This is a genomic window from Dongia sp. (assembly GCF_041905885.1).
Lineage (GTDB): Bacteria > Pseudomonadota > Alphaproteobacteria > Dongiales > Dongiaceae > Dongia.
The window spans coordinates 142,409-157,136 of record NZ_JAYRKD010000006.1 but is presented as its reverse complement, the minus strand read 5'-3'; the positions used below and the strand labels follow the sequence as shown (position 1 = coordinate 157,136).

Here is a 14,728-nt window from a genome sequence, read left to right as displayed (position 1 = left end):
CATCCCAAGGCTTGGGATAGGCTTCGAAAACAAGCGGCCGGCGGAATTTCTTCCACCGGCCGCTTTCGTTCTCAAGAAGCTGCGCAGCCTCAGCCGTTCGTCTTGTACTCCGGCATCTGCTTCAGCGCATTCTTGTCCATGTTGACCACGGCTTGGAGCTTGCCGTCCTGGTTCACCATCTTCACCTGGTTCCAGGCCAGCTTCACCGGATGGGTGCCGATGCCGAGAAAACCGCCGACATCGACGACCACGCCGGAGACCTTGCCGGAATCATCCAGCAGCACTTCGCTGATCTCGCCGACAGTGTCGTTGGCATTGTTGATCACGTTGACGCCCACGACCTTGCTGGCGTTGATCGAGCCGTCGGCGTTCAGCGCCGCCGGACGATTGGCGTCGGCCGCGGTGGTTTGCGCGGTCGTCGGCTCCTGGGTGCCGTCGGCGGCGTAGACCTGACCGGAATCGTTCAGCACTTTGCCGCGATTGGTCTCGGCGCGGTATTTGTAGCCGGCCGCGGCCTGCGCCGATTCCTTGGTGATGCTGCTGTGGATATTGCCGTCGGCATCCGCCTTCAGATCGGTCCAGGGCACGGAGATCCGCTTCTCGGATTCCAGCCAGCCGCTGACATCCAGGACCACCGAGGTCACCTTGCCCTTGGTGTCGACGATGACGCTTTCGATCTCGCCGACCGTCTTGCCGTTGGCGTCGACCACATCCTCGCCGATCAGCTTGCCGGCATCGACCGCGCCGACGCCGACATTGGTGGAGGCCTCGGTGCTGACCGGCGCCGCCGGCTTGGCCGGGGCGGTGGTGGAATCCTGCGCGAGCGCCGGCGTGGCGGCAATCGCCGCGACGAAACCGCCGGCCAGCAGGCCGGTCTTGAACTTGCTCATGATGCTTCCTCTTGCTTGGAAAAAGCCGGCGCGCCCCATCGACGCACCGGCGATGGATCAGATCCAGTAGGGCGGGACGCCGAAGTGGCTGTAGACCCGCGAGTTCCAGTCGAGGTCCCGGTAATAGGTATCGTTCGACGGGATCTCATTGGGTGCGTCTTTCAGCACCGAGTCATCGACATCGGCGACGTAACCGTCGAGGCTGGTGTCGTAACGCAGCACGCTCCAGGGGATCGCGCGCCGCGTCTCGCCGAGGCCGAGGAAGCCGCCGAAGGCCGCCACGGCATAGGCGACATGGCCCGAGACCTTGTCTAGCATGATGTCCTCGACTTCGCCGGCGCGCTCGCCCTTGCGGTTGAAGAGTTTGGTGCCGTTGACCTTGGTGGCGGCGATCAGATTGACCGTCTCGTCCTTCTTCAAGGTCTGTTGGCTGCGGGGAATGGCCTGTGCCATCGCTTGCTCCTCACGATTGTTCCAGTTTCACAACGGGGTAATCGGTGCAGGCGGGCCGAGTTCCGCCCCGCGACAAGCGAATTTCGATCGGCTTGTCGGGCGGGCGTTAGAGCGTGGTGTCTTTCTTGCGGCGATGCAGCTGCAGGCCGACTTCGTCGGCGCGGTTCTGCTCGCGACGGCGCTGCGCGACGCGCTGGCGCTGGGCGCGGTTGGCGATGGTCTGCTCGGTCTTCTTCAGCTCGGCGAAGGATTCCATGATCTGGTCGCGCAGCTTGTCGAGCTCGGCGCTCAGGTCGGCGACCGATTTCTCAATCCGCTCGCGCCGCTCGGCCATGGTCCGCTTGTAGTCGGGCAGCATGCGGCTCAATTCGAGGTCGTTGCGGGCCGCCTCGACCTCGTTGGCGACCTCCTCCTCCAGGCGCCGGATGTCGCCGCGCAGCCGCTCGATCAGCGCCTCGAGATCGGTCGCCTGGCGCCGCTTCTCGTCCAGCGTCCACTTCTGCAGCCGCAGCATCTGGTCGAGGCCGCTCATGCCTTGGCCTCAGGAGTGGGGGCCTCAGGAGTGGGGGCCTCAGGAGTGGGGGTCTCAGTCGGGGCGGCGCCGTCCGCGCCGTCATAGGGCATAGCGACGATGGCGGCCAGCTCCTGGTAGCCGGCCTCGAGGTCGGAGCGCTCGGACTTGCGCTGGGAGAGGAACTTCTCCAGCGCCGGCCGGAGCTCGATCGCGCGATCGACCGTCGGGTCGGTGCCGCGGCGATAGGCGCCGAGGCGGATCAGCTCCGCCATGTCGTCATAGACCGACATGTTCTGTCGTGCGACGCGGATCATGTCGTTCTGCTGCTCGTTGTTGCAGTTCGGCATGGTGCGCGAGAGCGAGCGCAGGACGTTGATGGCGGGATAGCGCCCGCGCTCGGCGATTGCGCGTTCGAGCACGATATGGCCGTCGAGGATGCCGCGGCAGGCATCGGCGATGGGCTCGTCGTGGTCGTCGCCCTCGACCAGCACGGTGAAGAGGCCGGTGATGCTGCCCGAGCCGACCAGGCCCGGACCGGCGCGCTCCAGCAGCCGCGGCAATCCGGCGAAGACCGAGGGGGTATAGCCCTTGCTGGCCGGCGGCTCGCCGGCGGAGAGGCCGATCTCGCGCAGCGCCATGGCGAAGCGGGTGACCGAATCCATCATGCAGAGGACATGGCGGCCCTGGTCGCGGAAGAACTCGGCCAGGGTCAGCGTCATCTGCGCCGCCTGGCGGCGCAGCAGCGGCGATTCATCCGAGGTCGCGACCACGACCACGCTGCGCGCCAGGCCTTCGGGCCCCAGCTCGTCCTCGAGGAATTCCTGCACCTCGCGGCCGCGCTCGCCGATGAGGCCGATCACGTTGACGTCGAGGTTGGTGTATTTGGCCATCATCGACATCGTCACCGACTTGCCGATGCCGGAGGCGGCGAAGATGCCGAGGCGCTGGCCCTGGCAGACCGTGGTGAAGGTGTTGATCGAGCGCACGCCGAGATCGATCTTGCCGCCGACCCGGGCGCGGAGATGCGCCGGCGGCGGATTGGCGCGGATCCGGCAAGCTTTGTGACCGAGCGGCAGCGGGCCCTTGCCGTCGATCGGCTCGCCCAGCGCATTGACCACCCGGCCGAGCCAGGCATTGGTCGGCCGGATCGCCGGTTCGTCATGGACCAACACGGCCTTGCTGCCGAGCCCGACGCCGTCCAGCGAACCGAAGGACATGGCAAGCGCCCGGCCGTCGCGGAAGCCGACCACTTCGCTCGGCACCCGGTTGCCGGCGCGGTCGACCAGATCGACCCGCGAACCGATCGAAAGCGAGTCCTCCAGACCGGCGATTTCGACCAGCATGCCCAGGATCGCGGCGACCTTGCCGTAGACGGTCACGTCCGGCACCCGGGCCAATTCCCGCATCAATGGTTCAAGTGTCTTGATCAAGGTTGGTTAGCACCCGCCAGGGGGTTTCCGTTGGGGCCAACCATAAACAAACGGCGTTAACCTGCGGTTAATGCTGACTTGGGAGAATGTCTTAACTTTCCGGACAAATCAGCCACTTAGGAACTAAGTCTGGTGGGACCCGGGCGGGCCACGCAATCCTTTACAATTGGTCGCCCAAATGGTTAATATTCACAGGGTCACACCGGTGGCAAAATAGTGCACGAAAGGGTGCAGCCATGCGCGTGCTGTTAGTCGAAGACGATACCAATACCGCCAAGAGCATCGAGCTGATGCTGAAAGCGGAAGGTTACATCGTGGATTCGACCAATCTGGGCGAAGACGGTCTCGAGATCGGCAAGCTCTACGATTATGACATCATCCTGCTCGACCTCATGCTCCCCGACATCGACGGATACGAGGTGTTGCGCCGGCTCCGGAGCTCGCGCGTTAACACTCCGATCCTGATCCTTTCGGGTTTGAGCGAGCTGGACAGCAAGATCAAGGGTCTCGGCTTCGGCGCCGACGACTACCTGACCAAGCCGTTCGACCGCCGCGAGCTGATCGCCCGCATCCAGGCGATCGTCCGCCGCTCCAAGGGTCATTCGGATTCGGTCATCAAGACCGGCAAGCTGGTGGTCAATCTCGACACCCGCACGGTCGAGGTGAGCGGCCAGCCGTTGCACCTGACCGGCAAGGAATACGGCATCCTGGAGCTCTTGAGCCTGCGCAAGGGCACGACGCTCACCAAGGAGATGTTCCTCAACCATCTTTACGGCGGCATGGACGAGCCGGAGCTGAAGATCATCGATGTCTTCGTCTGCAAGCTCCGCAAGAAGCTCTCCACCTCGACCGGCGGCGAGAACTACATCGAGACGGTCTGGGGCCGCGGCTATGTGCTGCGCGATCCCGAAGCCGCCGGCCAGCCGGTGAAGGCCGAGAGCGCGTAAAGACACACGTGAGGCGCGGGGTTAACCCGCGCATCTCTCACCGCTTGTTTTTCCCTGAGACAGATGCCCGGGTCTTCGCCCGGGCATGACGTTTGTGGCTAGGCGCGGAGTGCGCCCGGCGCGGCCGGCTTGGCGGCGGGTGCGGGCGCCTGGCCGGCGGTCAGGCCGTAGACGCCGCGCTGGCCGGCCAGGAGCTGGAACTTGTCGGTGATGCCGAGCACGGTCTCGGCGCCGCCGAGGAACAGATAGCCGTCGTTCGGCATCAGGCCGGCGACGTTGTTCAGGATCTTGGACTTGGTCGGCTGGTCGAAATAGATCAGCACGTTGCGGCAGAACACGACGTCGAACTTGCCGAGCGGCCGCGGGTCGTTCAGCAGGTTGAATTCCTTGTACTGCACCATGCCGCGGATCTTCGGGGTGATCTGCCAGCGGTCGCCGACCTGGGTGAAATACTTGACCAGGAGATTGATCGGCAGGCCGCGCTGCGCCTCGAACTGCGAGTAGATGCCTTCCTTGGCGCGATCGAGGATCTCGGTGGAGAGATCGGTGCCGAGGATCTCGATCTTCCAGCCGGCGAGCTGCGCCGCCATCTCCGAGAGGATCATCGCCAGCGAGTAGCATTCCTGGCCGGAGGACGCCGCGGCGCTCCAGATCCGGATGGTCTTGTTGGGTCGCGCCGCCATCAGGGTCGGCAGGCAGATCTGCTTGAACTGGTCGAACGGCTTGGTGTCGCGGAAGAAGAAGGACTCGTTGGTGGTCATCGCCTCGACCACGTCCTTGATCACCGTCTCGTCGCTCTTCACGCGGATCAGGCGGACCAGGTCCTCGAAGGAGGCGAGCTTGTACTTGCGCGCCACGGGCAGCAGGCGGCTCTCCAGCAGGTAGGCCTTGTCGTTGCCGAGCACTAAACCGGAACGCTGCTTCAGGATCTGACAGATGAAATCGAAATCCGTCACCGTCATGCCGCCGACCTCATGAGGGCCTTCTTGACGTAGGCCCCGATCTCGCCGAGCGGCAGCACCGCCGTGCAGAGTCCGGCCGTGGCGACGGCGCCCGGCATGCCCCAAACGACACTGCTGGCTTCATCCTGGGCGATGACCGTGCTTCCTGCGTTGACGAGCTCCCTGGCCCCCTTCAAGCCATCCTGCCCCATTCCGGTCAGCATGACAAACAGGGTCCGGTTCCCATAGGCCTTGGCGATCGAGCGCAGCATGGGATCGACCGCGGGACGGCAGAAATTCTCGGGCGGATTCTTGTTCAGCCGGACCACCATGCTGCCGCCCTGGCTCTCCACGGTCATGTGGAAGTCGCCGGGTGCCACATAGATCCGCCCCGGGAGGGCAGCCTCGCCATCCTTGGCCTCGGCCGCCGGCATGCCGGAGGCCTGGGCCAGATGCTCGGCCAGGATGGTGGTGAAGGTCGCCGGCATGTGCTGGGTGACGAAGACCGGCATCCGGTCGACCCGGCCCAAGCTGCGGAACACGTTGAACAGCGCCTGCGGGCCGCCGGTCGAGGAGCCGATTGCCAGGCAGTCCACCTTGCCCTGGACGATGGGCGCCGGCCGCAGGGTGACCGCGCCGGGATAGAGCTTCTTGGGCGGCGGCGGCGCGCTGCTGCCCGGGGCGGCGGCGGAGCCCGGCGGCAGGCCGCGCTTCTTGCGCGCCACCAGGCCCCAGCTCTTCGCCTTCTCGACCAGGTCACGCTTGAAATCGTCGGCGGTGCTGATTCCGGTCGTCGTGGTCGGCTTGGGCAGGTAGTCGGCCGCGCCGAGCGACATCGCCTTCATGCTGACCGAAGCGCCCTTCAAGGTCAGCGTCGAGGCCATGATGACCTGGACGCCGGGCTTGGCTTCCAAGAGCTTCGGCAGCGCGGTCAGGCCGTCCATCACCGGCATCTCGATGTCGAGCACGATGACGTCGATGTCGTTGCGCTTCACCGCGTCGATCGCCGCCTGGCCGTTGCCGACGGTAGACACCACCTTGATCTCGGGGTCGGTCTCCAGCGCCTTGGTCAACAAGCCGCGAATGACCGCGGAGTCGTCCACGACCATCACCCGATAGGGTCCGCCGCCCGCCGCGACTGCTGGTTTGGTTTCAGGCCGCATTCCCTGGTACCGAGCCTTTTACTTATTAAGGTTAAAGAAGTCCGACCTGGCTGAACTTCGACTCGATGATCTCGCTGTCGAAGGGCTTCATGATGTATTCGTTGGCGCCGGCGCTGATCGCCTCCTGGATGTGCTGGATGTCGTTCTCGGTGGTGCAGAACACGACCACCGGGGTCTGGCCGCCCGGCATCTGCCGCAGGTTGCGCAGGAAGTCGATGCCGCTCATCACCGGCATGTTCCAGTCGAGCAGGATCGCGTCGGGCATCCGCTTCAGGCACTGGTCCATGGCGGTCTGGCCGTTATCGGCTTCCTCGATCGCGAAATTGAGGCCCTCGATAATCTTGCGGGCCACCATCCGAACGACCTTGGAGTCATCGACGATCAAGCACGACTTCATAAGCGCAGTCTCCGTCTGCCGACCGGGCGAACCGGGTCCTCATCTCATCCCGTTCGCCCGCGGCAGGCCCCTCAAAGACGTTACGGCTTGAAAGGTTAAGCGGCGTCCGCCCGGTTACCGAAGTTCAGAAGCGACGAGACGCTGAGCACCACGAGCAGGGAATCGTTCAGACGATATATCCCATCGGAGAACTCGCGCAATCTCGGATTGAGCGTGGGCGGATTCCGCTGGTAATCGCGGCTTTCCAGGCTCAGGACCTCGCCGACGCTGTCCACCAGCAGGCTGTAGAGCTCGCCTTCGTGCTCGACCACCACCGACATGGCCTGCTTCTCGCTGTCGCGCTTGGGCAGGCCCAGACGCAGCCGCACATCGACCGCGGTGACGATCCGGCCGCGCAGGTTCAGCGAACCCGCCACCTCGACCGGCGCCAGCGGCACCCGGGTGATGGTCTGCGAACCCAGCACGTCCTGGACCTTGAGGACCGGGATGCCGAACAGCTGGCCGCCGATCGACATGGTCACGTAGTCGCGGTTCTCGCCCGATCCGACCTTGCCGCCGGTCGTGACGGCTTCGGTCGCGGTTTCTTCGTTGCGGCTCATGCGGCACCTCTCATCAGTTCGGCAAGCGCTTCGTTCATGGTGTGAACCAGGCCATCACGGTCGTACTTCGCGACATAGTCGTCGAAGCCGACCTGGCGGCCGCGCGCAATGTCCTTCGGGCTGGCGTGGGACGACAAGGCGATGATCGGCGTCGTCTGCCAGCGTGCGTTCTTCTTCACCGATTCGCAGAACTCGAAACCGTTCATCCCCGGCATCTCGATGTCGCTGATGATGAGGTCGAATTCCTCGCCCGCCTCGCTCAGGCTGAGCGCCTTGTCGGCGGAGTCCATGGCGATGACCTGGAAGCCCGCGGCGGTCAGCTGCGGCGCCAGCAGGTTCCTGAAGAAGGCGCTGTCGTCGACCAGCAGCACGCGGCGGCGCTTGCCGGTTTCGACGGCATCCTGCTGCTGCGAGCCGAACCAATCCTTGAACGCCTGGCTCAGGTAGTAGCCGGCATCCACGATCTCGGTCGCCTGGCCGGCGATGATCGCCGAGCCGATGCGGCCGGCCTGCTCGGCGGCCAGATCGACGTTCAGCTTGGCTTCGACGATATCGACGATCTCGTCCACCATCAGGCCCATGGAGTGGTCGCGGTCGGCGAACACCAGCACCGGCTGGCGGCCTTCCTTCTCTCCACCCATTTCGTGCTCGTGGCTCATCGGAATGAGCGGCATCAGCTGGCCGCGGTACTGCACGACCCAACGGTCGTTCGACCGCTCGATGGTCTTGCGCTCGATCTCCTCGAGGCGCGCGACCAGGGCCAGCGGAACCGCCATCGGGACGCCCGAACCGGTGCGGAACAGCAGCAGCGGAACCTGCTCCTCGTCATGCGCACGCGACTTGGCGCTCTTGGCCTCGGCCGACTCGCCGTCGGAAATGCCCATCTGGCCGGAAGCTTCCGCGATCCCGTTGGGATCCAGGATCATGATCACGCTGCCGTCGCCCAGGATGGTGTTGCCCGAGAACATCGGGATGTGGCGCAGGATCGGCGCCACCGGCTTCACCACGATTTCCTCGGTGTCGAACACGCGGTCGACCATGATGCCGAAGTTGTAGGTGCCGACCTGGGTCACGACGATGAAGGTGTCGCTCTCGTTGGCCTTCTCGGCTTCGCCGAGCTCCAGCTTCTCGCGAAGAGAAACCAGCGGCAGCAGCTTGTTCCTGAGGCGCAGGACCGGCGTGTCCTTGATCTTCTCCACCTTGAGCTCGCCGTTCGCGGTGGCGCGCACCAGCTCGACCACGCTGATCTGCGGGATCGCGAATCGCTCGCCGGCGCATTCGACCACCAGGGCCGAGACGATGGCGAGGGTGAGCGGGATCTTGATCGAGAAGGTCGTGCCCTTGCCCTCGACCGAGCGCAGCTCGACGGTGCCGCCGATCTTCTCGATGTTGGTCTTGACCACGTCCATGCCGACGCCGCGCCCGGAGACGCTGGTGACCGCGGCGGCGGTCGAGAAGCCGGCCTTGAAGATGTACTGCTGGATCTGCTGATCGCTCATGCTCTCGAGATCGCTCTCGGAAGCAAGGTTGTTGTTGATGATCTTCGCCTTGATCTTGTCCATCGGCAGGCCCTTGCCGTCATCGGAGATCTCGATGACGATGTGGCCGCCCTCATGATAGGCGTTGAGCGTGATCTTGCCGGTTTCCGGCTTGCCGATGCGGCGCCGCTCTTCCGGGGTCTCGAGACCATGGTCGCCCGAGTTCCGCACCATGTGCGTCAGCGGGTCCTTGATCATCTCGAGCACCTGGCGATCGAGCTCGGTCTCCTGACCGATCATCACCAGGTCGATCTTCTTCTTCAATTCGTGGCTGAGGTCGCGCACCAGGCGCGGCAGCTTGGCCCAGGCATTGCCGATCGGCTGCATGCGGGTCTTCATCACGCCTTCCTGCAACTCGGAAGTGACGTGGTTGAGACGCTGCAGCGGGGCGGCGAACTCGCTGTCCTTCTGCTTGCGCAAGATCTGCAGGACCTGGTTGCGGGTCAGCACGAGCTCGCTGACCATGGTCATCAGGTTCTCGAGCAGCTCGACGTTGACGCGGATGGTCTGGTTGGCGACCGATTCCGCGGCGGCACCACCCTCGGCGCCGCCTTCCTTCTTGGCGGCGGCCTTGGCGGGCTTGGCGACCGGCTCGGCGACGACTTCCTCGCTGGCCGGGACCGAGACCGGCGCGGTCTGGCCGCCGGTCGCTTCGTCGCGGGTCGCGAAGATCATGCCCATGATCCGCGCCGAGAGCGCGGCGGAGACTTCGAGCTGGTTCAGCGCCGCCTGCATGTGGCCGCAGGCCGCGTCGAACTGCGCGTCGTTCATGTTGCGCTCGATCAGCACCGACTTGGCGCTGGAATCCGGGCCGCCGCAGAGCTTCGCGAGATAGTCGCGCATCTGGCCCTGCAGATGGTCGATGCTGGCGCCGTCGAAGACCTGCTTGACGCGGAGATCGCCGGTGACGCGGGAGAAGAAGACTTCGACCACCGCATCGACCGTGCCCATGCCGCCGATCTGCTCGTAGATCGAGGCCGAGCTTTCCGCCGCCGCCAGCGCGGAGACCGGGGCAGCGGCGGGCGCCGCTGGTGCCGCCGCCGGGGCTGCCGAGCTGGCGCCGCCGGATTCGGCGAAGGCGTTGAGGCGCTTGATGAGATCGCTGTCGTCGCCGGCCGGCTCCGAACCGGTGGCTTCGAGATCGGTCATGACGGTGCGGATCCGGTCGAGACATTCGAGAATGAGCGAGACGGCTTCGGCGCCGACCTCGATCTCGCCGTCCCGGACCTTGCCGAGGACGTTCTCGCCGGCATGCGCGACCGATTCCAGTCGCGAGAGGCCGAGGAAGCCGCAGGTACCCTTCACTGTGTGAACGAGCCTGAAGATGTTCCCGAGCAACTCCATGTCATTGGGGTTTTGCTCGAGCTTCACCAGCTCGACGTCGAGCACGGCGAGGTTTTCCGAGGTCTCGGTCAGAAATTCTTTGAGCAGATCATCCATAGCTTTGGCCCCGTTTTGAGGTACGCGCGGACATACCGGACCGACCCTCTCTGCGGGGCCGGATTGAGGCTCAGATTTTCAGAAAAGCATTAATTAACGGTGAAGCCACGGGCTCATAATCCCATCCGTAGTAACCCGGATGGCCGGGCTCTAACCCGCCGTCCGGCCCTGCAAAATCGCCATTCCGGCAGCGGGTTGCGACAGTTCCAGCCGGAACTTGTTGTGGCTGGCGATCAGGCCGGTCAGGTAAGGCTGTATATTATGTGCCGTGAGCTCGGTGCCGGTCCGGTCGAGCGCCAGAAGGCGTGCGACTTCCGGGGAGTAGCCGGCCTGCTGGCCTTCGACGGTCAGCCCGAACATGGCCTTGCCGTCGGACTCGGAGGCGGCCAGCGACAACTTGCCGCCGCGGGGCAGCCACTCGACGGCGGTCAGGATGGCATTGAGCAGCAGCTTGCCGAATCCCTGGGGCCAGTCGGCCACCGCCGGCAGGTCGGCCTTGAACTCGACCCGGGCCGGGTCGAGCGCTTCCCGGGCCAGCTTCACCGCCTCCCCGGCCCCGAAGCTCGGCTGGTTGCCGGCATTGCCATAGGCGCAGCGGTACATCTGCAGCAGCGACGAGGCGCGCTGGGTGCTGCTCTCGACCAGCTTCCGGGCATCCTCGAGCAGCTCGTCGTCGCCCTCCTCGGCCATCAGCTCGAGCCCATTGCCGACGGCGCCGACCGGGCTGATCAGGTCATGGCAGAGCCGCGAGCAAACCAGTTCCAGGATCTGCAGGTCGAAGTTCATAAGGCGCGCTCTGGCTGTTTCCCCAATCGCCCTCAGTTTAGCGGTTCGCTCCCGGGCGGCCAGAGCTTACTTTGCCGGGAGTGAGGATGCGCACGCTCGCTCCGAATCCGTTATCCAATCGCGGATGGTCGAATATCTGACGCCCGGCGCTTTCGTCCGTCATCCCGACCGCCCGGACTGGGGCCTGGGCCAGGTCCAGTCGGTGACCGGGCGGCGCGTCACCGTCAATTTCGAGGGCGCCGGAAAGGTGCTGATCCTGATCGACCGCGTCGCGCTGGTGGCCGCCGATCCGGACCGGACCGGCTCATAGCAGCGCCGCGGCGCGCTCCAGGTTCGCAGGCGTGTTGATGTTGAAGAAGGGGTCGATCGGCCCATTCTCAAAATCGACGAGCGCCGGGTTGAGGCGGCGGGTCCAGTCCTCCACCTTGCGGATCCCGTCCCTGCGCAGCGCGGCGTGAAGGTCGTCGCGCAGCGCCAGCGGCCAAAGCCCCACGACCGGATGGATTCGCCCCCCGCTGCGCGCCAGCGCCGGTGCGCCCGCCGCGTTCAGCCGGGCGGCCTTCAGCCGGGCCGCGAGGTCACGCGGCAGGAAGGGCGTATCCGCCGGCACGGTCAGCACCGCCGCGGCCGAAGGCTGCGCACTCTTCGCCCAGTCCATCGCCGCCAGAATCCCGGCCAGCGGCCCGGCGAAATCCGCCGCGTCATCCGCCACCACGGCCAGTCCGAAGTCCCGGAAGCGAGTCGCATCGCCGTTTGCGTTCAAGGCCAGGAGCGACACCTGCGGCCGGACGCGCTCGATGACATGCGCGAGGAGCGGACGGCCCCCCAGGGGCAGCAGGCACTTGTCGCCGCCACCCAGACGGCGCGACAGGCCGCCGGCCAGGATGACACCGGCGTGAACAGCGGTTTCAGCGTTTTCTACCACGAAATTCTGTGCAACCTTCGGACCTGCCCGATTGTTGTCCTCTCGCCGAATCGGCGCCCCCTAGTACGAAGGGGAATCTGATCGCTGAGAGCTGCTAAGGAAAGCCAAAGTCATGATTCGCTCCAGTCTTCGCACCGGTCTCGCGGCAGCCGCGCTGGTCGTCGGCCTCACCGGCTCGATGGCAGCCAAGGCCCAGGACAGCGTGCCCGACGTGATCCCGCCCAAGGCCGAGCTCGACATCCCGGCAATCCAGGAATCGAAGCCGGGCTGGGGCTGGGCCGCGGTCGGCCAAATGATCATGGACTTCTACAACGTGCCGCCGCTCTACGGCGCGGAAGACTGGCAGTGCAGCCTGGCCGATTTCCTGACCGGCGTGCAGGCCTGCGAGGCGCCGAAGCTCTCGTCGGAACAGGCGACCCTGAAGCTGATCCAGGGCTACTCGCCCTTCGCCTACAAGTTCTTCGGCGAAGACCCGGTGGTGATGCGCTATCAGCAGCACAAGGTGCTCTCCCCGATCGACGCCATCCACGAAATCCGCTTCGAGCGACCCTTCGTCGCGATCGTGCAGCCGCCCAAGACCGGCGAAGGCGACAAGGGCGCCAAGGACGTCGTGCTGGTGATCGGCTATGAAGGCACGCCGTCCGATCTCAGGCTGATCGTCAACGATCCCCGGCCCTACCCGATGGGCGCCAACCCCTATACCGACGTCGGCGCGCAGCAGCTCGACGTCAACGGCGAGTATTCGGTCGGCTACAACGACTTCGTCCAGCAGATGAAGTGGACCGACACGATCTCCTGGATCAAGCCGCAGTAATCACACGGAAAACCCTATTTGCTTGACATCGCAGGCCTCATCCATCATATGAGGCCTGCATTTCTCGCGACTGCGCGCTTGCGCCCCCCTGCCAGACATTCATTGGGGCGCCCGTCCTGAGATAAAGATCCATCCCCGTCATAGTACTCGAGCGGCGCGCCTCGGGCTCGCTCGCCGGCGTTTCGCCGCGCGCATCCTGCGCGCTGCCATTCTTTCGGCTTGATGACACTTGCCGAAAGGAATCCCGGCTTTGACTACGACTACGCATACCCATACCCATACCCAGACCACCACGAACGAGATTGCCTTGTTCGCCGATCTCTCGCTCACCGCGCCGCTGATGCAGGCGGTGAAGGAGAGCGGCTACGAGCGCCCGACGCCGATCCAGGCGCGCGCGATCCCGCATCTCCTGCAGGGCCGCGACCTCCTGGGCCTGGCGCAGACCGGCACCGGCAAGACCGCGGCTTTCGTGCTGCCGATGCTGCAGCGCCTGATGGAGACCAAGAAGCGCGCAGCACCCAAGTCGATGCGCGCCCTCATCCTGACGCCGACCCGTGAGCTCGCGGTGCAGATCCTGGAAAGCCTGAAGACCTATGGCCGTCACCTGCCGCTGCGCTCGACCCAGATTTTCGGCGGTGTCGGCCAGCACCCGCAGGTCGAAGCGCTCCGCAAGGGCATCGACATCGTCGTCGCCACCCCGGGCCGCCTCATCGACCTGATCCAGCAGGGCCATGTGAAGCTCGAGAGCGCGGAGTTCTTCGTGCTCGACGAGGCCGACCGCATGCTGGACATGGGCTTCATCCGCGACATCCGCCGCATCACCCCGCTGCTGCCGAAGCAGCGCCAGACCCTGCTGTTCTCGGCCACCATGCCGAACGACGTCGCCGATCTCGCCAAGGGCCTGCTGAAGGACCCGATCCGGGTCGAGGTGGTGCCGCAATCCACCACCGCCGAGCGGATCGACCAGAAGCTCTACTTCGTCGCCCGCGGCCATAAGCGCGCGCTGCTCGCACAGCTCCTCGGCGCGCCGGAGATGACCCGCGCCATCGTCTTCACCCGCACCAAGCACGGCGCCAACCGCCTGGCCGAGCAGCTCGAGAAGGACGGCTTCGGCACCGCCGCGATCCATGGCAACAAGAGCCAGGGCGCGCGGCAGCAGGCCTTGAACGCCTTCAAGAACGGCAAGGTGAAGGTGCTGGTCGCGACCGACATCGCCGCCCGCGGCATCGACGTCGACGGCATCTCTCACGTGGTCAACTACGAGCTGCCGATGGAGCCCGAGGCCTACGTGCATCGCATCGGCCGCACCGCACGCGCCGGCGCGACCGGCGTTGCGCTCAGCTTCTGCGACCACGAGGAGCGCGGCCTGCTGCGCGACATCGAGCGCATCACCCGCATGAAGGTGCCGGTGGTCGCGGAACATCCCTTCGTCGGCGTGGCGGAAGATCCGCGCAACGCCCCGCTGGAAGGCGATGAAATCCCGATGCGCCATCGCGGCGGCAACCGCGGCCAGCGCCAGGGCCGTCCCGGCCAGGGCGCGCGCAAGGCCGCCCATGGCGGCGGCGGTCATCGCAACGGCGAAGCCCGCAGCAACGGCGGTCATCGCAATGGCGAGGCCCGCAGCGGCGGTCGGACCCAGGGCGCCGGCGCCAGCGACAGCCGCAACCACGGCGAGGCGCGTCACAGCGAAGGCCGCGGCGGTCACAGCCATGCCGGTCAACACCGTCAGGGCCAGAACCGCGACGGCCAGAGCCGGCAAGCTCAGAACCGTGACGGCCAGAACCGGAATGGTCAGAAGCGCAATGGCCCGGCCCGCCAGGGTGGGCATCATGCGCAGACCCGGCACAGCGACAACCGCGCCGGCGCCAAGCAGCGCTAACCAAGTCGGGCG

Annotated in this window: 15 protein-coding genes; 4 read left to right on the top strand and 11 right to left on the bottom strand. The window is 65.5% G+C overall.

The features are described from left to right. Positions 1-89: 89 nt before the first annotated feature. From ACH2CY_RS08360 to fliI, 4 genes are all read right to left on the bottom strand, one after another. Positions 90-890 carry a PRC-barrel domain-containing protein gene (locus ACH2CY_RS08360; protein ID WP_395018094.1) on the bottom strand — a complete coding sequence of 267 codons (801 nt, stop codon included), beginning with the start codon at positions 888-890 and terminating at the stop codon, positions 90-92. A 57-nt stretch (positions 891-947) separates the two neighbouring features. Further along, positions 948-1,343 (bottom strand): PRC-barrel domain-containing protein, encoded by a 396-nt coding sequence (locus ACH2CY_RS08355; protein ID WP_395018092.1) that lies wholly within the window; start codon positions 1,341-1,343, stop codon positions 948-950. 106 nt (positions 1,344-1,449) lie between these two features. Next, positions 1,450-1,875: a hypothetical protein gene (locus ACH2CY_RS08350; protein ID WP_395018091.1), complete on the bottom strand. Its 426-nt coding sequence runs from the start codon at positions 1,873-1,875 to the stop codon at positions 1,450-1,452. Continuing rightward, positions 1,872-3,263 (bottom strand): flagellar protein export ATPase FliI, encoded by a 1,392-nt coding sequence (fliI, locus tag ACH2CY_RS08345; protein WP_395018090.1) that lies wholly within the window; start codon positions 3,261-3,263, stop codon positions 1,872-1,874. The genes ACH2CY_RS08350 and fliI overlap by 4 nt, the downstream gene beginning before the upstream one ends. Before the next feature lie 260 nt (positions 3,264-3,523). On the opposite strand from fliI, the gene ctrA reads away from it, so the two are divergent. Next, positions 3,524-4,234: a response regulator transcription factor CtrA gene (gene ctrA / locus ACH2CY_RS08340; protein WP_395018087.1), complete on the top strand. Its 711-nt coding sequence runs from the start codon at positions 3,524-3,526 to the stop codon at positions 4,232-4,234. A 98-nt stretch (positions 4,235-4,332) separates the two neighbouring features. Here the strand turns inward: ctrA and ACH2CY_RS08335 are convergent, their stop codons facing one another. From ACH2CY_RS08335 to ACH2CY_RS08310, 6 genes are all read right to left on the bottom strand, one after another. Next, positions 4,333-5,196, bottom strand: a complete 864-nt coding sequence (locus ACH2CY_RS08335; protein ID WP_395018084.1) for a CheR family methyltransferase — start codon at positions 5,194-5,196, stop codon at positions 4,333-4,335. Then, positions 5,193-6,338 (bottom strand): chemotaxis response regulator protein-glutamate methylesterase, encoded by a 1,146-nt coding sequence (locus tag ACH2CY_RS08330; RefSeq protein WP_395018082.1) that lies wholly within the window; start codon positions 6,336-6,338, stop codon positions 5,193-5,195. Before ACH2CY_RS08330 ends, ACH2CY_RS08335 begins: the two co-directional genes overlap by 4 nt. A 31-nt stretch (positions 6,339-6,369) precedes the next feature. Next, positions 6,370-6,735 carry a response regulator gene (locus ACH2CY_RS08325; RefSeq protein WP_028100043.1) on the bottom strand — a complete coding sequence of 122 codons (366 nt, stop codon included), beginning with the start codon at positions 6,733-6,735 and terminating at the stop codon, positions 6,370-6,372. A 95-nt stretch (positions 6,736-6,830) separates the two neighbouring features. Continuing rightward, positions 6,831-7,250, bottom strand: coding sequence for a chemotaxis protein CheW (locus ACH2CY_RS08320; RefSeq protein WP_395018238.1), 420 nt, complete (start codon positions 7,248-7,250; stop codon positions 6,831-6,833). 80 nt (positions 7,251-7,330) lie between these two features. Further along, a complete protein-coding gene (locus ACH2CY_RS08315) occupies positions 7,331-10,312 on the bottom strand; it encodes a chemotaxis protein CheW (protein ID WP_395018080.1) in 2,982 nt (993 codons plus the stop codon). Positions 10,313-10,462: 150 nt separating this feature from the next. Further along, on the bottom strand, positions 10,463-11,098 hold the full coding sequence (locus ACH2CY_RS08310; RefSeq protein WP_395018079.1) for a histidine phosphotransferase family protein: 636 nt from the start codon (positions 11,096-11,098) through the stop codon (positions 10,463-10,465). A 124-nt stretch (positions 11,099-11,222) separates the two neighbouring features. Here ACH2CY_RS08310 and ACH2CY_RS08305 point away from each other — a divergent pair, with 124 nt between their 5' ends. Continuing rightward, positions 11,223-11,408: a DUF3553 domain-containing protein gene (locus ACH2CY_RS08305; RefSeq protein ID WP_395018077.1), complete on the top strand. Its 186-nt coding sequence runs from the start codon at positions 11,223-11,225 to the stop codon at positions 11,406-11,408. Here the strand turns inward: ACH2CY_RS08305 and mobA are convergent. Next, a complete protein-coding gene (gene mobA / locus ACH2CY_RS08300; protein ID WP_395018075.1) occupies positions 11,403-12,023 on the bottom strand; it encodes a molybdenum cofactor guanylyltransferase MobA in 621 nt (206 codons plus the stop codon). The two genes, ACH2CY_RS08305 and mobA, sit on opposite strands and share 6 nt — an antisense overlap. Positions 12,024-12,135: 112 nt before the next feature. Between mobA and ACH2CY_RS08295 the strand changes: the two genes are divergently transcribed. Both ACH2CY_RS08295 and ACH2CY_RS08290 read left to right on the top strand, forming a co-directional pair. After that, positions 12,136-12,837: a hypothetical protein gene (locus tag ACH2CY_RS08295; protein ID WP_395018072.1), complete on the top strand. Its 702-nt coding sequence runs from the start codon at positions 12,136-12,138 to the stop codon at positions 12,835-12,837. Between the two features lie 250 nt (positions 12,838-13,087). Beyond that, on the top strand, positions 13,088-14,716 hold the full coding sequence (locus ACH2CY_RS08290) for a DEAD/DEAH box helicase (RefSeq protein ID WP_395018069.1): 1,629 nt from the start codon (positions 13,088-13,090) through the stop codon (positions 14,714-14,716). Positions 14,717-14,728: the final 12 nt, after the last annotated feature.